Raw genomic sequence first — 24,624 nt, 5'->3', positions numbered from 1 at the left:
TTGTAATGCAACAACACTACGATTACATCATCGTCGGTGCTGGATCGGCAGGCTGTGTCTTGGCGGATCGCCTGAGTGAAAGCGGTCAGTACCAAGTCTTACTGCTGGAAGCGGGTGGCTCAGACAAGAGCATCTTCATCCAAATGCCAACGGCGCTGTCTTACCCAATGAACACCGAAAAGTACGCATGGCAGTTCGAAACTGTTGCAGAAGAGGGGTTAGACGGACGCCAACTGCATTGTCCACGCGGCAAAGTGTTAGGCGGCAGCTCTTCGATTAACGGCATGGTTTATGTTCGTGGTCATGCTTGTGACTTTGACGAATGGGAAGCAGAAGGCGCAAAAGGCTGGAACTACCAAGCGTGTCTTCCGTACTTCCGAAAAGCGGAAACGTGGACAGGCGGCGCAGACGAATACCGTGGCGACAGCGGTCCAGTAGGGACGTGCAACGGTAACGACATGAAGTTGAACCCACTCTACCAAGCATTTATCGAAGCGGGTAAAGATGCAGGTTACCCAGAAACGCAAGATTACAACGGTTACCAGCAAGAGGGCTTCGGTCCGATGCACATGACGGTAGACAAAGGCGTGCGCGCTTCTACTTCTAACGCTTACTTAAGCCGTGCAAAAAAGCGCAGCAACTTCACCTTGATGAAAGGCGTAACTGCTCATCGCATTTTGCTTGAAGGCAAGAAAGCAGTCGGCATTGAGTTCGAGCAATCTGGCAAAATCAAACAGTGCTTTGCCAACAAAGAGGTTATGTCGAGCGCAGGTTCTATCGGCTCGGTACAACTGCTGCAACTTTCGGGTATTGGTCCTAAGACTGTGCTTGAAAAAGCGGGCATCGAAGTGAAACACGCACTAGAAGGCGTGGGTAAGAACTTACAAGACCACCTTGAAGTCTACTTTCAGTATCACTGCAAACAGCCGATCACGCTTAACAGCAAGTTAGGTTTGATCAGCAAAGGTTTGATTGGTACGGAGTGGATTCTGACGCGCAAAGGTCTGGGAGCAACCAACCACTTTGAATCGTGCGCGTTCATCCGTTCTCGTGAAGGATTGAAATCGCCAAACATTCAATATCACTTTCTACCAGCGGCAATGCGCTATGACGGACGCGCGGCATTTGATGGTCACGGCTTCCAAGTGCATGTTGGTCCAAACAAGCCAGAGAGTCGCGGCAGTGTCGAAGTGGTTTCTGCCAACCCAAATGACAAGCCAAAGATCGAGTTCAATTACATCTCGACGGAACAAGACAAGCAGGATTGGCGAGACTGTATTCGTTTAACGCGTGAAATCCTCAATCAACCTGCAATGGATGCGTTCCGCGGTGAAGAGATTCAACCGGGTCTGAACATCACCAGCGATGAAGCGATTGATGAATGGGTGAAGCAAAATGTAGAAAGTGCTTACCACCCATCGTGTAGCTGCAAAATGGGCGCAGACGATGACCCAATGGCAGTTCTGAATGAAGCCTGCCAAGTGCGTGGTATTGAAGGCTTGCGCGTTGTGGATTCATCCATCTTCCCAACGATTCCGAATGGCAACTTAAACGCACCAACCATCATGGTCGCAGAGCGTGCAGCGGACATGATCTTGGGGAACGTACTCGAAGAATCGAATAACACACCAGTTTGGATTGCTCCGAACTGGCAAGAGACGCAAAGAATGCGTCCGCCGAAAAGAGACTTAAGCTCAATCTCATAAAGTCAGTAATCATTACAAGGAATTTAAACATGTCTACGATGACAAAAATCTTTTCATCTATCGCGCTGACTGCAGCAGCGACAGGTGCTTACGCTAACCAATGTGAAACTGTTCGATTTGCCGATGTAGGCTGGACGGACATTACTGCAACTACTGCTGTTACTTCTGAGCTGCTAAAAGGCTTGGGCTACAAAACCAAGACCGATCTTCTGTCTGTTCCTGTGACGTACTCTTCAATGGCAAACGGCGACATTGACGTGTTCCTAGGTAACTGGATGCCAACCATGGAAGGCGATATCGCCAAATATCGTGAAGCTGGCACAGTGGAAACCGTTCGCGCAAACCTAGAGGGCGCAAAATACACCCTAGCCGTGCCAAAGTACGTGTACGACGCGGGTGTGAAAAGCTTTGCTGACTTGGCAAAACATGCCGACAAATTCAAAGACCGCATCTACGGTATTGAGCCGGGTAACGATGGCAACCGCCTTATCCAAGATATGATCGACAGCGATGCATTCGGCTTGAAAGACTTCAGCCTAGTGGAATCAAGCGAAGCGGGCATGGTGTCTCAGGTGTCTCGTGCAGTGCGTCGCAACCAATGGATCGTTTACCTAGGTTGGGCTCCACACCCAATGAACAGCAATGTTGAGATGGAGTACCTATCTGGCGGTGACGACTTCTTTGGTCCTAACTACGGTGGTGCCAATGTTTACACCAACGTGCGCCAAGACTACCTATCTGCGTGTCAAAACGTGGGTCAACTGCTTAAGAACCTAGAGTTCAGCCTAGAGATGGAAAACCAGTTGATGGAAGCGATTCTAAACCAAAAGCAGAAGCCAGCGAAAGCAGCACAAGAATGGTTGAATGCCAACCCACAACAATTTGAAGCATGGCTAGAAGGCGTGAAGACGCTAGACGGCAAAGATGCAAAACAAGCGATTACTTCTTACCTAAAAACAAACGCTTAATCATTCCTCTCTTTAGGAAAAGGTGGGCAGTGATGCCCGCCTATTAACACAAAGGTTTTATTGTGAATTTTATTACGGACAACAAACTTCCGTTGGGCGAATGGATGGAAACAGGCGTAGATTGGTTAACCATGAATGCGTCGGGTTTCTTTGATGCTATCTCTATTTTTCTCGAAACCATCATTCTGTTCGTGGTGGATATTTTCAAATGGATGCCACCGGCAGCACCAATCATCATGACCGCAGCGATTGCGTGGTTCCTACACCGCAGCATTCCTTTAGTTGTGTTTATCGTGCTGGCGCTACTGACTATTCTTAACCTCGGCTACTGGCAAGAAATGCTGGAAACCTTTGTTCTCGTCTTCGCTGCGACAACGATTTCCGTATTAATTGGCGTGCCGCTTGGCATCATGGCGGCGCATCGCCCTTGGTTGTATACCTTATTGCGCCCGATACTCGATTTAATGCAGACCGTACCAACGTTTGTGTACCTGATCCCAACATTAGTTCTGTTTGGTTTAGGCATCGTTCCGGGGCTGATTTCCACCATTATCTTTGCTATTGCCGCGCCAATTCGTCTGACTTACCTTGGCATCACCAAAGTGCCAGAAGAGCTGATTGAAGCGGGTAAAGCCTTTGGTGCCAGTCGCATGAAGTTACTATTCAAAGTCGAACTCCCAGCCGCATTGCCAAGCATTATGGCGGGTGTGACCCAATGCATCATGTTGTCACTTTCTATGGTGGTGATAGCCGCACTAGTAGGTGCCGATGGTCTGGGTAAACCAGTCGTACGTGCACTGAACACCGTGAACATTTCTCAAGGCTTTGAAGCCGGTTTAGCGATTGTTTTGGTCGCGATTATTCTCGACCGTTTGTGCAAAGCACCAAACCAAAAGGAGGCATAACATGGATGCAATTACAATTGAAAACCTCGACGTTGTGTTTGGTCAGCAGCAAGAGCAAGCATTGGCGTTACTCGACCAAGGCAAGTCTCGCCAAGAGATCATTGATCAAACCGGACAAGTGGTTGGTGTTGATAAGGTCTCAATGAGCGTCCAACAAGGCGAGATCTGTGTATTGATGGGGCTTTCCGGTTCGGGTAAATCCAGCCTGCTTCGTGCCGTTAATGGTTTGAATGAGATTTCTCGCGGCTCACTCAAAATCAAAGATGGCGACGACATGGTAGAGCTTGCCAACTGTGACGAACAAACTCTACGTAACTTGCGTACTCACCGCGTATCGATGGTGTTCCAAAAGTTTGCGCTTATGCCGTGGTTAACGGTATTGGATAATGTGGCGTTTGGTCTTGAGATGCAGGGTATTGGCAAAGCGGAACGTCGTAAAAAAGCACGCGCGCAACTAGAAATGGTTGGGCTAAGCGAGTGGGAGAGTAAGTTCCCGCATGAGCTCTCTGGCGGTATGCAGCAACGCGTTGGCTTGGCTCGCGCCTTTGCTATGGATACCGACATCCTACTAATGGATGAACCGTTCTCTGCGCTCGACCCGCTGATTCGCGCTCAGCTTCAAGATGAATTGATTCAACTGCAAGAGAAGCTCAACAAAACGATTTTGTTTGTGAGCCACGACCTAGACGAAGCGCTGAAAATCGGCAACAACATCGCCATTATGGAATCGGGCAAACTGATTCAACACGGCAAGCCTGAGCAAATCATCCTTGCGCCAGAAAACGACTATGTGGCGGACTTTGTGGCTCACACGAATCCGCTCAATGTTTTGAAAGGTCGTTCGCTGATGCAAGCCTGCACCGAGCTTAAGCAGCAGAATGACCGCGTGTTGGTGTGTGCAGAAAAACAGATTTGGGTCGAGCAAGAGCCGAAAGGCTTAACGCTGGTGGATTCCGATAAGTCATTGGTGAATTGGGAAAGCGATTCAACCACACTCGACGACATCGGACAAAGCACAGTCGTTCAAGCCAATCCAGATATCAGCATGCGTGAAGCGATTGAACTGAAGCAACGTAGCAATCAACCTATCTTGCTAGTAGAAGAGAACAAGCTAGTGGGCGTACTGAGTGATAATGAATTGTATGACGCGCTGCTTGGTAACTTTAAGTCCAAGCAAGTAGCGTAGGCCGATTACACTTTGGAACAATAAAGAGCCGCTATCATGGCTCTTTTTTGTTTGTGAAGCCTAAATACTTTAGTAAAACCACCTCGAGCCCAAATATTACAACAAGAGCGATACAAAACCATGTAAATGCCATTGAGGAGTCGACGCCAGGCATGCCTCCAATATTGATTCCTAGTAGGCCAGTTAAAAAGCTAGTAGGTAGGAAGATGGTAGCGACCAAGGTGAAGAGATAACTATTTTTGTTTGTCTTTTGATCCCGTAGGTGCCTAATTTCTTCTTGAAACAGCTCGACCTCTCCAAGAAAGAAATCGATGGTTTCGTTAATTCGAATGATATTGTTATGAGCAAACCGATACTGGTGTGGCCTTGTTGTCACTAATGGTACTTCAGACTCAATCAAATCTCGAATCGCGTATTGCTGTGGCCGTATGAATCGCTTTATTGAAATCAGTGCTTTTTGCGCTGAAATATGGTTATGAGTTGACTCATCACTTACGTCGAATTCGTTCAATGTATTCTCGATAAAATCCAAGTACGTATCAATCTTGCCGTTTAACCCATCAATAATATAGTTCAACAGGCTAGCAAGGCTTTGCGGTCCCTTCCTTTCCGCTAGAGCCTCTCTAATATCCATGATCGCTCGGGATGGTGTTTTACGTGTTGAGATTAGTGCGCCGTTGTAATAGAGAATTCGGATACTAAGCATGTCTTCTGGTGACGCGTTAGCGTTCATATTGACACCGCGTAAGATGAGCAAAAAGTTTTCTCCATCCAGTTGATGGAAAGAAGGGCGGCTCTCGTCTGCAAGCAAGTTATCTATCGTCGATCTCGGTATTGCGTTGAACTCTAGCCAGCCTCGGATCGCGAGGTGACCTCTTTCACAGTGATACCAATGATCAGCTTCTATGACTTCAGTTGAGTTCTCCTTTTTTATCGGTTTTTCACTCGAAAAGTCCCAATGTTCGATCATGAAGCTCATAATTGCGTCCTTGTAATAGGAGGGAGAGGTAGTTTTTAATGCTCAGCTACGAGCAGCATATCACATGGAGGAGATTGTAATAGGCTATCTACGGTACTTCCCATCCAGTAACGAGATGCGCTGCTTCTTCGGCATGCACCAAGCACTAGCAGCGTTCCTTTGTGTATTTTCACTGCTTCAACAAGGGCGAAGTCAGGGTTTCCTCTGATGAAGGTTAAGGGAACCGAGTTGAGGTTTTTATCTTTGAGGAAATCCAATACCCCTTCTTTCTGGCTTTGTAATATTTCTCGACTGAATTCTGTCAAATATTCCGCGACGTATTGGCAATAAACAAGCTTGAAACTTTGTGCCAGTGTGTCAGAAAAACGCAATCCTGCTTTGATGATTGCCCGATCTATGGTGCCGCTTTCGTCGTCCCTGTGTAATGGATCTATCGCTCCGAGCACTAGGGTTGATGTTGACCACGGCTTGTCAGTGAGTAAGAACAAGTTTTTGTTCTCGGTTATCAAAGCTGACATCAGCTCGTGCGATATATTGATACTCTTTGCGTCAACAAAGAGCGTGTTGTTATTACCTGACTCTCTGATCAGCTGTGAGATCCATTTCCGTCCGTCCAAATGTATAAAATCTAGCTCGTATTTTAAGTCTTCTTCTTTCGCTATAAGAGCAACTTTTTCAAGCACTTGTATAGTCCAATTTAAGTATCTATCGTTTGTACGCTTGGCATCTCGCGCTTTATCACTAATGAAATCAAAAAAGGTGTGATCTTCGCTTCTACGATAATCCTCTCCATAAATCTTGATAGGCGAATTTGTCTTAGAGGCGTAAACAAGAGTCTTTATCAGCACCTTTCTCGATGGGATAATTGAAGTTTTCAGAAGCAAGTCCACAGTCGGCATGAGCGTCTCCTATTTATGTCTATGACTTTTACCGTTTCTACTGTATTCACAAATCAAATGTTTGAAGCGTGTATCGCGTGACTTGTTTTAGTTTAGGAGAGAAAGAGTAACAGTGGTGCGGAAGGTGCATGAGGTTGTCTTCTCGTAAGCGTTTGTAGGTAATCATCCTACATACACGATTAACGTGATTTCTGTAGTGCGTTTAGCCTAGTTGAGTGTCAAACTCATTTAGGCAGATTTGTGGCTTCTCTTGTCCAAAAACTTGTTGGAATTTCTGTATTCGCTTCTCTTCCCCTTGCTGAGGTTTTAGCTGCAGAATTTGTTATACAAGGTTTATCCAAGCCGCTGGAAAAGAACTTAGAATATTACCTCTCGCCATTAGCTGAAGTTCCGGCTGAAAACCTTTCTATTAGCCAACTCAGTAAGCTGGTTAGGTCAGCGTTAAATCCTTATGGTTACTACCATTCCGAGCTTAGAGTTCAGAGATCAGAGAATGATCTCATCGTGCTTGAGGTTGACGCGGGGGAGGTGATGTTGGTCAAAAAATCTAATATTGCTGTGTCGGGAGAGGCCAGTAACGATCAGGATTTCATCGAACTAATCAATCAAGCTCAACTTAAGCAAGGGCAGCCGTTGCTTCATTCTGAGTACGATACGCTAAAGCGAAACTTGATTTCATTGGCTCAGCAAAAAGGTTATTTAGATGGACGTTTTATCGAATCGTCTTTGGAAGTCATTCCAAGTTTGAATGAAGCCCATGTGAATCTGCAGTTCTCTAGTGGTTCTCGCTACCAATTTGGAGAGCTGTCTGTTCTTACGTCGGGTATCGAAACGGCTCGAATAGAAGCGATGAGAACATTTGAGCGGGGCGACGATTTTGATACTTTGAAATTGAGTCAATATCAGGCCGACCTCTCCAATACTGATTGGTTTCGCAGTGTGATTGTGAAAGCGGATTTCGAAGGGATATCCGATGGTCATAAGGTGCCGATAGAAGTGCTCGCAGAGCCGAATTCACGTAATATTGTGCAAGTCGGTGGAGGGTATTCGACAGACTTGGGATTACGCGCTTCGCTAAACTGGACCAAGCCTTGGTATAACGCACGTGGACACAGTTTTGAGGCACAAGCGTACGCTTCCAAACCGGAACAATCGCTATTACTAGGTTATAAAATTCCCACCCAAAATGTTCTAACGGATTACTACGGGATTCAGTTTGAATCTAAGCATGTCGACTATCGAGACACATCGAGTTTTTCTAATGATTTATCGTTTGAAAAACACTGGCAGTTAGACAGTGATTGGCAAAGCACCATGCACGTTCGTTATTTGCAAGAAAGTTATCGACAAGCGTCGGAGAATGACGAATCACAGTTGTTATTACCGGGGGTGACATTTTCACTGCTTGATCGCAAGAACGATCAATTAGAAGTAAAGCACCGTCACGTTTACTCATTGGAATACTCAGACCCTAATTTTTTCTCCGATTCTCGTTTGCTGCGTATTGAGGGCAATAGTGTTCTGTCATGGGATATTAGTGAAAAACACAAGTTTCACTTTCGTTCTAATGTCGGTATTAATGTCGCTGACACTTTGAGCGATATTCCATCCTCGTTACGCTTCTTTGCGGGAGGTGATGGCAATCTTCGTGGTTATGGTTATGAGTCTATCTCTCCGAGAGATGAAAATGGCGATTTAACGGGGGCTCGTTACATGTTTACTGCTGGGCTGGAATATCAATATCAGGTCTACCGCCAATTGTGGCTTGGGGCATTTTATGATGTTGGTGATGCCTTCAACGATAGGGTGGATTGGAAAAGCGGTACAGGGTTGAGTTTGATATGGAATTCAAAATACGTGCCCGTCAAAGTGGACTTTGCTTATGGTTTAGATGCTCCTCAAGGAGACCAATTCCGCGTTCACTTTTCGCTAGGCACGCAGTTTTAGCGGGCATTAAAAAGGCTCTCACCCTTGCAGATAGAGAGCCTTTTTAAGCCTTGATTGTTTAGAGTTCGAACTCACCATTCAGTTTCTTGAATATCCAGTTAGGTGCCTTATGCCATCCACCATAGTTTGGATTCTTAGTATGGATCTCATTCATTGATTGCCATTGAGTTTGGCCTTGTCCATCTCGAGATACTCGCCAAAACAGTTCATCTTGTTGTCGATTTAAGTAGTGCATGACATGTTCTGCAAAGGCTTCGCTTTGGACCAACACACCAAATTCCACATTGAGGAAGTCCGATCTTGGGTCGAAGTTTGATGAGCCGATATAAGTCAGCCGACCATCGAGTATCACCGTCTTGTTGTGATAATAAGTATCCGCATGGAAGTAATGGTCATCATTTTTCGCTTGGTTTTTGTATTCAAGTATATGAACGCCCTTATCCAACAGGGTTTGGCGATGCTCCTCGTAATAAGCCGGAATAAAGCCAGAATCATTAGAAGCAGACGAGTTCGTCATTAACGTGATGTCCGCTTTTTGCTCCATCAAGGTATCAATAAAGGCAAATTCGCCATCACTTGGTACCACGTAAGGCGTTGATATCACGGCTTTAGACGCAGTGGCTATTTGTTGCCAAACTTGGTGTTCTGCACGTTTTCTAAAGTAGGGTTTGTTGTTTTCTAGCTTGTTTAATGAGTCGAAAACGGGGGTGACTTGCGCAGTGATGAAGTCGGGACTGGTCAGGTGTTTAACCTGTTTTTCAACCTCCGCCAGAATGATGCTTTTGTCTTTCTCACCTTTATTAAGCGCTTGAGTAAACGCGGAATAGTTTGGGGTAACTTTAACGATGTTTTCTATTGGCGTGACATGCTCGCTGTCCCAAAGTTGTTGGTAGTTCTGGTCGAACGTTCGAATAATGCTGCCTTTGAACAAGACATCCATATCAAAGAAGTTGGCTTTGCGGCTGTAACCAAAATAGTCGTTGCCAATGTTACGTCCACCTAGAATCATCCATTGATGGTCGACGTTGAAGTGCTTCTCGTGCAGACGATTGTCCAAACGTTGTTGATGAGTAGAGAAGTTGACGGCGCGACCAATCCAGCCTGACTTACGTGAATCAAACGGATTGAATAAACGGATTTGAATGTTGTCGTGAGCACTGAGATCAGCAAGCCATTTCTCGTTAAACACCAATAAATCATCGAGAGTGAGTCGAACTTGCACGCCTCGATCTGCTGCTTGTTTGAGTTCATTGAGTAGCATCAAACCAAGCGTGTCACTCTCCCAAGAAAAGTAAGTCATATCGATGCTTTGCTGAGCGTTTCTTACCAGTTCAACACGACGAGCAAAGGCTTCTGGAGCGGTAGGAATTAAGTAAACTTCGGCTTGATGCTGAGTAGTTTGCCAATTGGCTTCAAAATCCGGTTCAACTTGAGGGTAGGGCTGGGCACAGCCAACCAACAGCGCGCCGAAGATAAAGAGTAGCAGAGCACGAATGTCGTTAGGAAACATGAGTAAACCTTCCTAATTATGTTCAAGGAATAAGGATGAAAAAAGCCAGCGAACTGGCTTTTAGGTATTCGGTAACGATCTTTTAGTGGCTGAGGATGACGTTACATGTGGCTAAGAATCAGCCCAAGTTCCTCGAGACCATTGAGGCGACCTTGGCGCAGTTTTGGATCGATGCCTGAGTGATGAGCATTGTCCCAGTCTTGCGTGGATTGAATACCGCCATCGTTATTGATCAGCAATACTCGATCAGTCGCGCTGTTGTATTGGAAGTTTTCAAATAAACGCTCGCTAAACCACAAACGAGAGAGCTCGCTCATCATCGCTTTGTCTTTGCTACCTGGGCGAACACTTGAACCATCAAGCTTTAATGCCTTATTAAACACAAATGGTAATTCCGATGCATTACAAGCGCCCACAATACAACTGATGCTTTTGAGTAAATCACCCACGTCGAGATCGCCATTTTCACCTTTGGTGTTGTAAGTCCATACGTTGAATCCAGGTGTGTAGTCAAAGTAGTAGAAGCTTGGCGTTGATCCTGTTGCTTCTTCAGTTGAAACCTTATGACGGTTTGGACCCGTGAAGAGCAAGTCATGCAACGTGGTTTTGAATTGCTGCATGTTTTTGGCCGCGCCATTCAGTTCACTTTCATCGTTAGGGAAAAAGTCAGCTAGAGCAAGTAACTCTGTGGTTGAATCGGAGTTCCCCAAACCGAAGAACAACTTAGTCATCGCCTCATAAGCGGTACTAGGCAGCAGTTCCAATAAGTCAGAAAGATCGAGTTCAATCGAAGCTGAGTCGCTGAGTAATGAACGATATTCAGCGCGTAAACGGTTCAAGTTCGTTTCCGATTCTAGCCACTCCACCATGTATTCGACGATTAAGTTTTCGTCACCACTTTCAATGATTTCTGGCGCTTCTTGGCTCAAGATTTCAATGATAGTTGGGATCAAAAATGTCAGGCTCGGTAGCATGCCCAGAGTATTGCTTTCTGCACTGTTTGAGCCAATTACCGTCGGTACGATCCACTCATTCTCAATCGCTTGTTCAGTAAAGTGATAGCCTGGAACTTCTTTCACTAGAAACGCTGGTGGGCGATGCTCGATGTAAGGTGCAAACGGCATCAGCGTGGCTAGTGGGCTGTTGTCGCGTGTTGGACTGATAACCGGAATATTCGCTGCGGTCAGTACCCAGTTCTTAAGACGTTGAATAGGGTCAAGCACCTCGCTCTGTACCTTCATAACCTCTTCAAGTGGCAGTAACGCAAGATCTTCAACGCTTTGCTCTGGTCTTTGGCTCTTGGCAACATCGTAACTTTTATATTCAAAGCCGTAAGCGTTGCTTTGCATGATGGCACGTTGAAAGTGCTCACCTGCGATTGCAGCATCGCCTTTTGATTGCTGTAAAATTCCCACCGACATGGCACCCGCACCTTGACCCATGAGTGTCACGTTTTGCGGATTGCCGCCGAATGCCTCTATGTTTTGTTGAACCCATTCAAGCGCGTGTTTTTGATCGCCTAGGCCAAAGTTTCCGCCTTCAGGGTTGTCCAAACCATCGATCCAAACACTGCCCAACAAGCCCAAGCGATAGTTAAAGGTAACAGCAATAAACGGGTTACCATCGTCAGCACCTTGTGCAACCACCATATCACCATGAATCAGCGGTTCTGAGCCTGCGCCGTATTCAAAGTCTCCACCGTGAATAAAGACATAAACTGGCAAATCTGCGTACGCTTCTGTCCCGGTTGGTCGCCAAATGTTTAGGTTCAAACAATTTTCTGACTGCGTTTGAGTCGTGGTTTTTAATTGCGGACACGCATCACCGAACTGAGTCGCATCAATATCGCCTTCAAGTGGGGCTACAAGGCTGTGCTGAAAGCGGTCTGCTTGCGCAAATTGGATACCTTTGAACGCCTCTACCGCTGCCAGTTTTTCATCCGCATCAAGCGGTGTGATGACAAGGGACTCTTTAGTTGCTTGAATGGTCGCATCACCAATTTCCAAAGAGATTTGCTCTGGCGGTAACGGTTGTAATGGCTCCGGATCGTAAGGAACGCTAGGTTTACTTGAATCATCACCACAAGCCGCTAAGGCAAGAGTGATGGTAATGGCTAAAGTTGAGCGATTGAGTAAAGTCATTGTTATGTCCAAAAGTCATTTGGTGCGTACACCGAAAATGTTAAACGGCATCTAACAAGCGACGTCCTGACGCTTTGGTATTAATCCGTGAATGGTTGGATGGCTTGTTGTATTGATGGCTCAAATGGTAGGGCATCAGTGACAGTTTCAATAATCGCCTTTGTAGGATGCAGTCCTACCATCCAATGGCCTACCAATGTGTTATTTCTTTGTGTGCTATTGCTTTGTGCGATTAGAAGCGATAACCCAAGTTCAAGGTCAGTGAGTCACGTGTTTCGCCTTTGTTGTAAAGCATGGTTAAGTTGTAGTTCTTACCGATTTGCTTATTGAAACCTGTCAGGAATGCCCACTCGTTAAGCTCGACACCGATGTCGTAATCGAACTCGATATCTCCGGTTTTTACTCGGCCATCCATACGAGAGTCCAAGCCTTGATATTCAGCACCGACAAAGAACTGGGTACGGTAGTCGACTAACTGATAACCAAGCATCGGTTGAACGGTAACAATGCCGTCACCCCAGTCATCCAAGCCTTTTAAACGTGTCTGAGAGTACGTGCCAGTCACAGAAGCAAAGAACTCTTTGTAACCAACCGAGAGTGTTGTACCGACACCGCGCAAATCGTATTCAAGGTGAATTGGCACGTTCAGTCGCCCGCGATTACATAGGGCAGACAAACCATCACAAAACTTGTCGCCTAAGCCCGGTAGACGATCATTCAGCTTGTCTTTTAGATACTGGCCACCTTCGCCTGTGTATCCCGCATCCACGTTTGCATCGACATTGATTTTGCCGACGTAACCAAACACGTTCCAAAAAGGAAGGATGTTCACGTCACCACGAATACTGAAACTCTCTGCGTTCACAATCCCGACGGTGTCTTCTGGGTCGAATAGGTCGTTTAGACGCACGCCATCAATAGTGAAGTCATTGAATGGGATGTTCATATCTTGGTTACGGTAAGCCATTGACACACCAAATGGCAGCGGTAAATCGATGCCTTGTCGACGCACCATATCGCCCATTAATGGGAAGATACGATCAAGTTTTACACTGGCTTCTTGCATGCGTGGGTCAGAAACTTCGTTCAAGCGTTTATCATCCAACACTTGCACACCAATGTCATCCTCATAGATGGCAACAGGTTTAAGAGTGCTGACCATTTTCAGTGGTTTGTTTTTGCTTGAGCCAACAATTTCAGTGTGTTTGCTCGCAATCACAAGTTTGCCAGAATCCAACTTTTGAAAGCGGATCTCTTGATGGTACGTATCCACCTTGTATTTGTGGTGTGTGAACGGCTTTTCGTTAGTGATGACCATGCGTTTTGGTTCACCGTTAACGAGTTCGATATCGACGCTTAAGAAACGGAAATAGGCGATGTCTTGTGGAAGCCCATATTTTGAGTAGTTGAAGCTGACAACGACATTGCCGTTTTGATCTTCTTTTGCTCGCACCGATGAAGAGTCAAAGCTCTCAGCATAGTTACGCAGACGATATTCTGTACGCGTGAAGGCTTCAATTTCATCCAACACTTTTTCGTTCTTATCCAGCTCTTCAGGGCTGTATTTGATGCGTAGATCGATATTGCCCTTGCTGTCTGTGTTTTTTACAAGGAACACCGAAGAATCACGGACTTCGTTACCGATTTGAACGGTTCGGTGAGCATGCTCTACCAAGTGCTCGCCTTGTACTAGTGAACTGATGGCCAGTTTCGGTAGATCATGGCTGATACCGTATTTGTCGAAGAGCTGGCGACCTTGTTCCATTACTTCGTTGTAAGTTGTCTCTTCTGCGGCGAAGCTAAAAGTGGGGGTAGTAAGCATTAGTGCGCTCGCTAGCACAGTAAGAGAAGATGTCTTGCTAGCGCGTATTTCAAAAAAACTCATGACGATTTCCACTCTGAATAGCCTCAAACCTTCGAGACTCAGACAGTTAATGTGTCACTGAACTTCTTGTTCAGTTAGATAGATGTGTTTGCTGTGATTGATGTTGTGAATGCCGTGTTTTTAATTGCATTTCGTAAATCAATGAGAGGATTTTATGGTGGGTAGAGAAATCCCGTTAATCGCTTTTGATGGATACTATCCTCGCTTTATGGGTGAGGCAGGAATAGGGCAGCGAACAAAGCAAAAAGCCCCGCAGAGCAAAAGCAATGCAGGGCTTTAGTTTCAAGAACGGAGGTGGTGCTTAGGCCGTAACGCGAACACGGAACAGATCGGTAAACAACTTTGCAATCATCAAAATGATCATAATGTTTACCAGCATTAGCAATGGCGTTTCAATTCGATACGCTGGGGTTAAGTTGAGCGCACCCGATGTCAAAACAACCAATAAGTTAATACCTAGGATTCTATGTACCATCAGCTTTGGTGTGGAAAAGACCTTCCAAATCACTATGATGTTGATGAAGTAGAACAAGGCAAGTTGCCATAGCTCGGTCATCATTGGCATTAAGAAAATATATTGCAGAAGGATTACCGTCCCCGTGCCTATTACTCCAAAAAAAGCATCCTTAATAATACTCGGAGGCATGGTAGGGACGAGTGATGAGAATACACCGGCCAGCATAGGGAAAATGAACCCTCCGGGCACAGGAAGGTAAATCCAGATCAGCAGCGACGCTACGAACATGGAGACACCTTGCAGTACCTTTCTGCTGTCTTCATTCAAATGCTGGATGAAGGTTCGATGCTCATGATGCCAGACAGTGTTGTTATTTCCTTGAATGACAAAAGGGACGTCGCTAACAAACGAGGTTCTCGGCTTTTTAATATCAAAGCTCTGAAGTTGCTGTGCTAATGTTGGCCAATCGATCTCATTACGTTGCGGCTTATCGGCTTGTTCTAGCAATCGGTCTTGGATTTGCGCCATCTCATTTAAACGCGCGCGCCATAGCTGACGATGCTCTTTTAAATGGTAGCTACCAGTGAGCGGCAAGCTGATCAATTGGAACAGTTTCTCTATGTTAGTCGTATTGGTTTCCAGTGCTTCGATATCAATGTGGTGAGGGTTATTCATGGCACTAAGCATCACCTCACGGCTTGTCTCAAAACGCTGAATGAAGTTTTGTTCCGTGTTTACTGGCCACACTAAGCGATACACAACCGAAAAGGTGATCACACCAAGAATCGTCTCCTGCATACGAAGGACGGCGAAGTGGAACGTTGCTTGATTATCAAAACCACCCATACAGGCGACAATTGAGCACACTGCAAAACCGATCGTAAATACATAGCCATATTTCTCGTCGCTCGACATAAATATGCACACACCCAAAAACAAGGTGAAGAAGGTGAGGAACAAAAAGCGGTCTTGAGAGAACATCGCGATAAGAAAGAAGGCATAACCGATGCCCAATAAGGTTCCCAGTAATCGGTTATTACCTTTGTTTATCGAGTGTGCGAAGCTTTCGTTCAATGCCATCACCGCGACCGCAATTGCCGCCCAGTAAGGTTTCTCCCATTGAAACCATAAGGCAAGACAGATCGCGATAACGATAGAGAGCGCAGCTTTGATCGCTTCTTTGGTAGAGGCGCTGAACATAACAATCACCGAATTATTTAATGATTTTGATAGAAGCCGTCATACCCACGCGAAGTTGCAGATCGTCTGGCAGTTCATCCAGTTTTACTTTGATGGGAATACGTTGAGCCAACCGAATCCACTGGAAGTTCGGATTGACATTTGGCAGGAGGTCGTTGCCTGTGCTGCCATCTTGCTTTGCAATTCCGTAGCCGATGCTTTTTATTTCACCTTTTAGTTGCACATCGTTGTACATCATCAAGGTTACATAAGCGGTGTCTTCAGGATTGACGCCTACCAGATCTGTCTCTTTGAAGTAACCCTCTATCCAGAAGCTGTCTTCATCAATTAAGGCTACGACCGGAGAGTTAGCGACCACTTGAGAACCGACGCGTAAGTTCAAATTAGTGATGTAACCATTCGTTGGAGCATAAACCTTTGTGTAATCGAGGTTCAGTTTGGCTTCTTCAACATTGGCTTTCGCAAGCTCTACGTTGGCAACCGCCGTTTCTACCGCATTGTTTAGGTTGTTCAATGTCAGTACCGGTACGGCTCCAGGTGTGCGCTTTTCTAACTTAAGTGCGCGTTGCTCTTCGTTTTTTGCTTTTGCTAACAGAGCGACCGCCTGCTTTTGAGTCGCCAACGCTTTGTGGTATGCCGCTTTGTAGATGCTAGGGTCGATCTCAAACAGTAAATCGCCTTGTTTCACTTGCGAGTTGTCTTCGACATACACGTTAATGACTTGTCCTGTCACACGCGGTGTGATTGAGACAATGTATGCACTGACTTGACCGTCTCGTGTCCAAGGACTGCTTGAGTACGACTGGTAATAGCTGAAAATCACACTGCCAGCGGCACAAAGCAGTAGCAATGTGATGAGATAACGTTTAATCACGGGGTTTGCCTCAAAAGATGGTAATGAATCGACCAATAACGCCAGTAAAAATCACAATTAGGCTCAGCTCTGTGAGTGCAGGAAATGCAACGTATTTGTGGATACCCAGTTTTGTAGCAATGGTTCCGACCAAAATGGTGAGCATGTAAGCCAATGCAATAACCAGCAACAAGGGTGGGAAGTAAACTTCGCCCCACACAAGTTCATGTGGCATTGAGTTCATGGTGTTTTTCTCTATTAACTTGATGAATGGAAAGATAAGGCAAATGATGGCATCCGTGATAATCGCTTTTGGAGGATCTAATCCATCAAACGAAAGGTGTTATGCGCTATATAGAGGGAATGATGCAACCAACCCGCTTTTTGGAGAGCGATAACAAAAATAAAATTATTTTCCGATTTATCTCGTGTCTATTGCAGAACACTAAGTTATTAAATTTTCGACAATTATTTTTCAATGTTTGCGTTTGAATATGCGAAGTGATGGTTTCGTCCTTCAAATAGGATTACGAGTTGTGAGTTTTTGTTCCTAATATTCGCTTCGAAGCAAACGAGATGCTTTTTAAATTAAATAATCCAACAAATATGAGTGACAGATTATTCGTTAGATTATTTGAGTTTTATATTTATTAGTAAGAGTAAAATTGTCATGGAAATTATTTCTAACCTTTTTGACATGGCACCATTTGTTGCTCTCTTTATTACGCTCTCTCTCGGTTATATGGTTGGTAAAATTACCATTGGTCGATTTGTTCTTGGCGGTGTTGCCGGAACATTATTAATGGGTGTAATTATTGGGCAATTTGGTGTTCATATTGATCCCGGCGTAAAAAGCATTTTCTTTGCGCTCTTTATTTACGCAGTAGGGTATCAAGGTGGTGCGCAGTTCTTCAAAGCATTGAACTTTAGAACCATCAACATTCTACTTTCTGCCGTGGTTATGACGGTTTCAGGTCTGCTTTGTGTGTTAGCGGCAGCTTGGATGTTTGATCTAGACAGAGGTACGGCAGCAGGCCTTGCAGCTGGTGGTTTGACTCAATCGGCAATCATCGGTACAGCGGGTGATGCGATCGCACGTCTTGGTGGTGTGACAGAAGAAGCGAAACACCTAATGCAGACCAACGTCGCAGTAGGCTACGCAGTTACGTACATCTTTGGTTCGCTGGGTCCAATTCTTATGGTGACATGGGTATTCCCAACGCTGATGAAGTGGGATATCCGAGCAGAAGCGATTGCTCTAGAAGAGAAAAACTCAAACGGTAAGCGCGATCTAGCGCCGGGTGAATTCAACGCAGTAACCGCGCTGGTTACACGAGCATTTAAAGTGAGCAAAGATGGCGGGCTAGCAGGCAAAACCCTAGCTCAGTTAAACCAGCACGCTCTAGCTGCTTGTATTGAATTGATTCAACGTGATGGCAAAGTGCTAGAAGTGGACAAATTCACAGCATTGAAAGAAGGGGATGTCATTGTTGTAACTGGTCGTCGTAATGCGGTACATCAGCTGCAAGATGGTTTGGCTGACAACGAGATTGCACTTCCAGAAGGCTATGAAGTTATTGAAGAAAACCGTCAACTGATCGCAGACAACCGCAAACTGATTGGTAAGTCGCTGCAAGAGATCAAAGAGGCTTCGAACCAAGGTTCAATGCGCGGTATTTATGTGACGGATTACATTCGTGAAGGCAACTCTATCGAAATGACGCCGGATCTTGTGGTGAAGAAAAACGACGTCATCCAGCTTACAGGTACAGCAAAAGACATTAATCGCGTTGAGAAAAACATCGGTCAACGCATGGGCTCTGCAACCATGACGGATTTCATTGTGCTTGGTATGGGTATGGTGCTTGGTCTATTGATTGGTCTTATCAGCTTTAAGATTGCAGGTATTCCCGTCACCATCGGTTCTGGTGCAGGTTGTTTGATCTCAGGTTTGATCGTCGGTTGGTTGCGTAGCCGCAATCCCCACGTTGCTCAGTTCCCAGAAGGGGCGGCGAACTTCATTCGAGATTTCGGTTTGGCAGCATTTGTGGGCATTGTTGGCCTAGAGGCAGGCCCTCAAGCGGTCGACACAATCAAAGAACACGGTATGTCTCTGTTGTTCCTTGGTATGGCTGTGACCATTATTCCTCAGTTTATTTCGTTCTTTTTCTCATACTTTGTATTGAAGATTAAGAACCCAGTTGAAGCACTAGGTTGTGTTACAGGTGGACGAAGTGCGAACCCAGCATTCGCGGCTTTAATGGAAAAAACAGGCAACGCAACGCCAGTATTCTCATTCACCGTGACTTATGCAGTCGCCAATGTACTGCTTACCCTATGGGGTCCAATTATTGTCGGCATTATTACTTTAAACGCAGGCATGTAATTTAAATAAATTCGAACACACTTATCGCCTAATTAAATAGGCGATAGGGAAAGTAATATCCAAATTTAAGTAAATAATAGATTCAGGTAAATATTATGACTACACAAAACACAACAATTGATTTTTCAAAATTTGCAGATTTAAGCCCATTTGAATTAAAAGATAAACTAATTGAAGTGGCACAAACTGTTCCTGACCGCGCGTTATTAGATGCTGGTCGTGGTAACCCTAACTTTCTAGCGACGCTACCACGTAAAGCGTTCATTCGTTTGGGTGAATTCGCAGTGTTGGAAGCAGAGCGCACTTACTCATACCTAGATGGTGGCTTCGGTGGCATTCCTGATGGTGTGGGCATTGTTGAGCGCTTCGACACGTTTGCAAACGACAATAAGAAAGACCAAGGCGTGCAGTTCTTAGAAAAGTCGCTGAGCTACGCAAAAGACCGTTTGGGTCTAGAGAAACAAGCTTTCTTGAATGAACTGGTTAACGCATACCTTGCATGTAACTACCCAGTGCCACCACGTATGTTGACGAACATCGAAACCGTTGTGAAGCAATACATTGCAGAAGAAATGTACGGCCCAATGCCAATGACAACAGACTTCGATCTGTTTGCAACTGAAGGCGGTACGGCGTCTATGACGTACACCTTCCAAACTATGTTCAACAACGGTTTGTTGAAGAAAGGTGACAAGGTAGCGCTAATCACTCCAATCTTTACGCCGTACCTAGAGATTCCAGAACTGAGTGAATACGAACTGGAAATCGTTGAGCTACGTCTGGATGAGACAACATGGCAACTGCCGATGTCTGAAATCGAAAAGCTTGCAGATACAGACATCAAACTGCTTTGTGTCGTGAACCCAGCAAACCCAGCGTCTGTGAAGTTCTCGGATGAAACTCTGGATAACCTATCAAACTTCGTGAACAACGAACGTAGCGACTTGTTCATTGTGACTGACGATGTATACGGCACATTTGCGGACGACTTTGTCTCACTGTTCGCGAAACTGCCATACAACACGCTTTGTGTTTACTCGTTCTCTAAGTACTTCGGTGCAACAGGCTGGCGTTTAGGCTCGATTGCGATTCAACACAACAACGTGTTTGACGATGCAATGCGCAGCCTTCCTGAAGCGCGTCAACTTGAGTTGGACGATCGTTACAAAACGCTGACTCCGGAACCTCGTGAGATTAAGTTTATTGACCGTATCGTAGCAGATAGCCGCAGCGTAGCGCTTAACCACACAGCAGGCTTGTCTCTTCCTCAACAAGTTCAAATGGCACTGTTCTCATTGAACTGCTTGATGGACTCAGAACAAAACTACAAAGAAGCATGTAAACGCATCATCCGTGAGCGTTACAAAACTCTGTACAAAAACATGGGTGTAGAAATTGAAGAAAACAAAGATCGTGTGGACTACTACACACTGCTTGAGCTCGACACTTTGGGCGGCAAATTGTATGGACCAGCCTTCGTTGAATGGTTCAAAGCGAGCGAGAAGGGCAAAGACTTCCTGTTCCGCCTTGCACATGAAACCGGCGTTATCCTACTTCCAGGCCAAGGCTTCGATGTAGTGCACGCATCAGTTCGAGTTTCGTTAGCAAACCTTACTCACCACGAATACGAGCTTATCGGTCGTGCAACACGCAAAGTGTTGGATGAGTACTTTGCTGAGTTCCAAGGCTAATTAATCCAGCCTGATTAAGAATAGGCCTCGGCGTTGTCGAGGCTATTCCGACCAAATAAGCACAGTGCGCGGCATTGTGTTTATTTAGTCGCCAAGCTAACAAACTTCCCAATTAAGAGTGACTTATGAAAAGCATTATTTCTATTCAATCTCATGTGGTTTATGGCCACGCAGGAAACAGTTCTGCAGTCTTCCCAATGCAGAGAATGGGGCTTGAAGTCTGGCCAATCCACACGGTTCAGTTCTCAAATCATACGCAATACCAACAAGGCTGGACGGGACAACGATTCGGCTCTGACGATATTCGTTCATTAATGCGCGGTCTGGACAATATTGAAAAGCTCAGTGAATGCGGTGCGGTACTGTCCGGTTATCAAGGCAGCGCAGAGCAATGCCGCGCCGTCGCTGAAGCTGTCAGTTTAGTTAAATCGCGTAACCACAGCGCGCTTTACGTGTGCGACCCAGTGATGGGTGATCCAGATAAAGGCTGCATTGTAGAGGACGGCGTCAAAGAAGCGATCAGCCATAGTTTGTTGCCCATCGCTGATGTGATTGTTCCAAACCAGTTTGAACTGAGTGAGCTAACGGGCGTGAAAATTGACTCCCTTTATGATGCGGTCACTGCATGCAAAAAAGCCCTAGAGCTGGGACCAAAAATGGTATTGGTGAAACACCTGCATGCGCTAACAGATGATGCCTTCAGTATGATCTTAGCGACACCGAAAGCGTGTTATTTAGCTCAGCGTCCAAGTATTGATTTTGACCAGCAACCCGTGGGCGTTGGGGATTTGATTTCTGCAATTTTCACTTCTTGTTTGGTGAAGAAGATGTCTCCTGTCGCAGCGTTTCGTCATGCTCACAATGCGGTTTATGGCGTATTAGAGATCACCAAAGGCTATGGCACATGGGAACTGCAGACGATCAACGGTCAATACGAATTTGTCGAACCCACGCATGAGTTTAATGTCGTGAAAATCGCCTAGTACTAAGGGTGGATGCGTACAGTGACGACTAGAAGCTAGGCACGACGTGATAAAATCTGTGCGTTATTGCATTGATGGATAGCGTCCTACATCTGCGATTACAGCGTTTTGAAGCGCTTAGCTATAGTACCTCCACACAACGAAACGGACTTCATTTTGACCCATTTAACTTCAAACTAAGTCTCTGGTCATACGCCAGAGAACATTAAATGAGACTGACTATGAATCGTTTAATTTCCTCTGGTGTAACGATAGCACTCTCGCTCTTGGTAGTGGCTTGTAGTTCACCTCATACGCTGGATGTCCGCGTTTCTCCAAGCAACTATAAAGATGTTGAAATCGCAAATTCAGTACCGACAGAACCGCTTCGAATGTGGGCCAATGAGGCTCCCGATTTTCTTTATTCGGCACATAATCAAACCACACCAATCAAAGTAGAGGGTGAACAACTCAATATTTTGGCCTTATCGGGTGGTGGCGTAAACGGCGCTTACGGTGCAGGCGTTTTGATGGGCTTACAAGAAAAGGGTGAGCTGAAAGACTACGCTATCATTACGGGCATCAGCGCGGGTGCGTTAATTGCGCCATTTGTTTTCATCGGTGGTGATGCAATGCCAAAGATGAAAGAAGTCATGCTCAACATCAACGACAAAAGCGTCCTGGGTAAAAAGAACTTTTTAAACACACTGTTTAAGGACGCGTTTACCAATGGCGAGAACCTCTATGACTTCATTGCGGACGCTTACCCTGAGCCAATGATTGAGGCGATGGCACAGCAACATCGCAATGGTAAACGCCTCTTTATCGGCAGTACCCATTTTGATTCAGGTGAATTAGTAGTTTGGAACATCGGCGCGATTGCGAATAGTGACTTAGCGGACAAATCAGAATTGATCTACAAAGTGCTTGCCGCAAGTGCATCGATCCCTGGCGTTTTCCCTCCACAGTTTATCGATGTTGAACATGATGGGGAAACACTTGAAGAGTTACACGTAGATGGTGGTCTTGCAGCGCAGGTGTTCTTTAATCCGTCTAACTTCAACTATCAACAAATTTCAGAGGCTCTGGGGTTAGAAAAAGCACCTCAATTGGATGTGATTCGCAATGGTGCTTTGAAAGCACCGTATCGACCACTAAAAGACAAAGGGTTGGATTTGGTATCGAAAAGCGTCTCAAGCCTTACGTTAGCGCAAACTCGTGGTGATCTGTATCGAATGAAATACATCAGTGAAATCAACGATATAGCGATGCAGTTTACTTACATCGACCAAGACTTCGGGTACGCCAAAGTGACGAAAGACATGTTCGACCAACATTACTTGCTAACGATTTACGAATATGGATACAAAAAAGCCACCCAAGGACAACTTTGGGTGACTGAACTCCCTTAATACAGGAAAAAAACACAATGAAAAAAGCCGTTCTAACGTTAATGATGCTCACTGCTTCTGCGACTGCATTTGCACAAAGTGATGCTCACCTTGACCAGCAAAAAGTCGACAGCGACATGCAGCAACTGTCTGCCATTAAAGAAGAAGGTGCAGCCTTTATCATGATTGATGAGAACTCGAGTTACGTAGCAGTCGAGTACGTGGGTAAGTGGGAAGAGATCAACAACTATGTCTCACACAAAGAAGCAAAGCAACGCAAATTGGAAAAAGTGAACAAGCAGTTTGTGTATTCGCAAACGGGTGAAACGCTAGCGTCATTAGAACAGAAGATCGTTGACCATATTCAAGCCGACCAACCTAAGTATTTTAGTGTGGATGTTTACCGCGATTATCATGGTGACTCGGGTGAATTCAACTATTTGGCTCGCGTTGTTGAGTACAACTAAGATGGAAGAAACCTACTGACTTTAGTAGGTTTTTTTATGTCGTCGAGAAGGAATTCAAACGCAGCTTGTTACCGTTACCGAGTAGCAATTCTACTATCTTGTGATAATTTAATTAGATAACTCTAAAAAGTAAGCACAACCTATGAATTTTAGTTTTGAACAACTTCTCGCGTTCGTGACCGTTTATGAACAGCTTTCATTCAGTAAGGCGGCGGTCAAACTCAATAAGCACCGAACCACAATAGGGCAGGTGATTACCAATCTTGAAGACCAACTTGCGGTTAACTTGTTTGAAAGAGTCGGTCGTTCGGTAGAACCAACAGAAGATGGCCACCATCTGTACCACTATGCTAAACAAACCATCGAACAGGCTCGTACTTTCGATAAAGTCGCACTGAGTCTTTCTTACGGTGGATTAGAAAGCGTTAACATCGCCTATTCTAGTGTGATTCCGCATCGTGCTTTGGTTGAAATTCGCCAGCAATTGTTACGTGACTTTCCGTTAATGCGTGTGAACTTCTTTGTTCGGAATAAACAGGACATCAAAAAGGGGATCGCTAGTGGTGAGTTCCACTTCGGTATCGTGAATGTTCATGATAGTCAGGCGATGCACAGTTTTGATGCCACCTTCCTTGGGCATTTCGAGTTTTTCCCTTTTGCACAAAAAGGTGGAGAGCTGTCTAAGTTGAAGAAAGATGAAGTCTTAACCGCATTGAAAAGCAGCAAGCAATTTGTCTTACGCTCATTTATCGAAGAAGGCATGGCGGAGAAGATCATCGTTAGCTCTGATAACGAAGAAGTCGATCAGCTTGCCCTAGTAATAAAAATGGTCGAAGCGGGCTTGGGTTGGGCGCTACTGCCTAAAACCTTTGCTAACACTGAGTTTGCCAACCATTCGATTGAACCTGTCGAATCGGCCGAGATGCTTGAAGGGTTCAAGTTTGGTTTTGCACTATGGTGTCCACATTCCAAACAGATTGGTGATATCAAGCAATCGCTAATGACCGTGATAAATAACTATCGCCAGCGATTCGAAGACAGTCTTCGTCGCTGATTCCAAAGACTCATTTCATTCCAACAGGGCTCATTTC

Annotated in this window: 19 protein-coding genes; 11 read left to right on the top strand and 8 right to left on the bottom strand. The window is 45.4% G+C overall.

The genetic code is table 11. The features are described 5' to 3' along the window. Positions 1-5 precede the first annotated feature (5 nt). The 4 genes from betA (at position 6) to choV (ending at position 4,765) form a co-directional block, all read left to right on the top strand. Positions 6-1,706, top strand: a complete 1,701-nt coding sequence (gene betA, locus A9237_RS22825; RefSeq protein WP_078609756.1) for a choline dehydrogenase — start codon at positions 6-8, stop codon at positions 1,704-1,706. A gap of 29 nt (positions 1,707-1,735) precedes the next feature. Continuing rightward, positions 1,736-2,674 (top strand): choline ABC transporter substrate-binding protein, encoded by a 939-nt coding sequence (locus A9237_RS22820; RefSeq protein ID WP_078609755.1) that lies wholly within the window; start codon positions 1,736-1,738, stop codon positions 2,672-2,674. 62 nt (positions 2,675-2,736) lie between these two features. Next, positions 2,737-3,579, top strand: a complete 843-nt coding sequence (gene choW, locus A9237_RS22815) for a choline ABC transporter permease subunit (RefSeq protein WP_005425967.1) — start codon at positions 2,737-2,739, stop codon at positions 3,577-3,579. A 1-nt stretch (position 3,580) separates the two neighbouring features. Then, positions 3,581-4,765, top strand: a complete 1,185-nt coding sequence (gene choV / locus A9237_RS22810; RefSeq protein ID WP_078609754.1) for a choline ABC transporter ATP-binding protein — start codon at positions 3,581-3,583, stop codon at positions 4,763-4,765. Between the two features lie 34 nt (positions 4,766-4,799). Here choV and A9237_RS22805 read toward each other — a convergent pair whose 3' ends face one another. Continuing rightward, on the bottom strand, positions 4,800-5,744 hold the full coding sequence (locus tag A9237_RS22805; RefSeq protein WP_009704090.1) for a CorA family divalent cation transporter: 945 nt from the start codon (positions 5,742-5,744) through the stop codon (positions 4,800-4,802). 35 nt (positions 5,745-5,779) lie between these two features. Further along, positions 5,780-6,643 (bottom strand): universal stress protein, encoded by an 864-nt coding sequence (locus A9237_RS22800; RefSeq protein WP_078609753.1) that lies wholly within the window; start codon positions 6,641-6,643, stop codon positions 5,780-5,782. Between the two features lie 240 nt (positions 6,644-6,883). On the opposite strand from A9237_RS22800, the gene A9237_RS22795 reads away from it, so the two are divergent. Beyond that, complete coding sequence (locus A9237_RS22795; RefSeq protein ID WP_078609752.1) at positions 6,884-8,590, top strand: autotransporter assembly complex protein TamA; 1,707 nt, start codon at positions 6,884-6,886, stop codon at positions 8,588-8,590. Positions 8,591-8,648: 58 nt separating this feature from the next. Here A9237_RS22795 and A9237_RS22790 read toward each other — a convergent pair whose 3' ends face one another. The 6 genes from A9237_RS22790 to A9237_RS22765 all read right to left on the bottom strand — a co-directional run bounded on the left by A9237_RS22790 (position 8,649) and on the right by A9237_RS22765 (position 16,880). Then, positions 8,649-10,100: a phospholipase D family protein gene (locus tag A9237_RS22790; protein ID WP_078609751.1), complete on the bottom strand. Its 1,452-nt coding sequence runs from the start codon at positions 10,098-10,100 to the stop codon at positions 8,649-8,651. Positions 10,101-10,201: 101 nt separating this feature from the next. Further along, positions 10,202-12,241 (bottom strand): carboxylesterase family protein, encoded by a 2,040-nt coding sequence (locus A9237_RS22785; protein WP_078609750.1) that lies wholly within the window; start codon positions 12,239-12,241, stop codon positions 10,202-10,204. A 232-nt stretch (positions 12,242-12,473) separates the two neighbouring features. Beyond that, a complete protein-coding gene (locus A9237_RS22780) occupies positions 12,474-14,126 on the bottom strand; it encodes a hypothetical protein (protein WP_078609749.1) in 1,653 nt (550 codons plus the stop codon). 301 nt (positions 14,127-14,427) lie between these two features. Then, a complete protein-coding gene (locus A9237_RS22775; RefSeq protein ID WP_078609748.1) occupies positions 14,428-15,783 on the bottom strand; it encodes an FUSC family protein in 1,356 nt (451 codons plus the stop codon). A gap of 13 nt (positions 15,784-15,796) precedes the next feature. After that, a complete protein-coding gene (locus A9237_RS22770; RefSeq protein ID WP_078609747.1) occupies positions 15,797-16,657 on the bottom strand; it encodes an HlyD family secretion protein in 861 nt (286 codons plus the stop codon). Between the two features lie 10 nt (positions 16,658-16,667). After that, on the bottom strand, positions 16,668-16,880 hold the full coding sequence (locus A9237_RS22765; RefSeq protein ID WP_054728563.1) for a DUF1656 domain-containing protein: 213 nt from the start codon (positions 16,878-16,880) through the stop codon (positions 16,668-16,670). Positions 16,881-17,306: 426 nt separating this feature from the next. Between A9237_RS22765 and aspT the strand changes: the two genes are divergently transcribed. The 6 genes from aspT to A9237_RS22735 all read left to right on the top strand — a co-directional run bounded on the left by aspT (position 17,307) and on the right by A9237_RS22735 (position 24,587). Then, a complete protein-coding gene (aspT, locus tag A9237_RS22760) occupies positions 17,307-19,022 on the top strand; it encodes an aspartate-alanine antiporter (RefSeq protein WP_009704099.1) in 1,716 nt (571 codons plus the stop codon). A gap of 95 nt (positions 19,023-19,117) precedes the next feature. Next, positions 19,118-20,713 (top strand): bifunctional aspartate transaminase/aspartate 4-decarboxylase, encoded by a 1,596-nt coding sequence (locus A9237_RS22755; RefSeq protein WP_009703165.1) that lies wholly within the window; start codon positions 19,118-19,120, stop codon positions 20,711-20,713. A 125-nt stretch (positions 20,714-20,838) separates the two neighbouring features. After that, positions 20,839-21,696 carry a pyridoxal kinase PdxY gene (gene pdxY / locus A9237_RS22750; protein ID WP_009704101.1) on the top strand — a complete coding sequence of 286 codons (858 nt, stop codon included), beginning with the start codon at positions 20,839-20,841 and terminating at the stop codon, positions 21,694-21,696. A gap of 221 nt (positions 21,697-21,917) precedes the next feature. Further along, positions 21,918-23,087: a patatin-like phospholipase family protein gene (locus tag A9237_RS22745; RefSeq protein WP_078609746.1), complete on the top strand. Its 1,170-nt coding sequence runs from the start codon at positions 21,918-21,920 to the stop codon at positions 23,085-23,087. A 17-nt stretch (positions 23,088-23,104) separates the two neighbouring features. Next, entirely contained in the window at positions 23,105-23,533 is a 429-nt protein-coding gene (locus A9237_RS22740) for a hypothetical protein (protein WP_033005145.1), read from the top strand. A gap of 142 nt (positions 23,534-23,675) precedes the next feature. Continuing rightward, entirely contained in the window at positions 23,676-24,587 is a 912-nt protein-coding gene (locus A9237_RS22735; RefSeq protein WP_039841203.1) for a LysR family transcriptional regulator, read from the top strand. Positions 24,588-24,624: the final 37 nt, after the last annotated feature.

Origin of the sequence: Vibrio owensii, assembly GCF_002021755.1 — a bacterium.
Taxonomy (GTDB): Bacteria; Pseudomonadota; Gammaproteobacteria; order Enterobacterales; family Vibrionaceae; genus Vibrio; species Vibrio owensii.
This window is presented reverse-complemented; position numbering and strand designations above follow the sequence as displayed.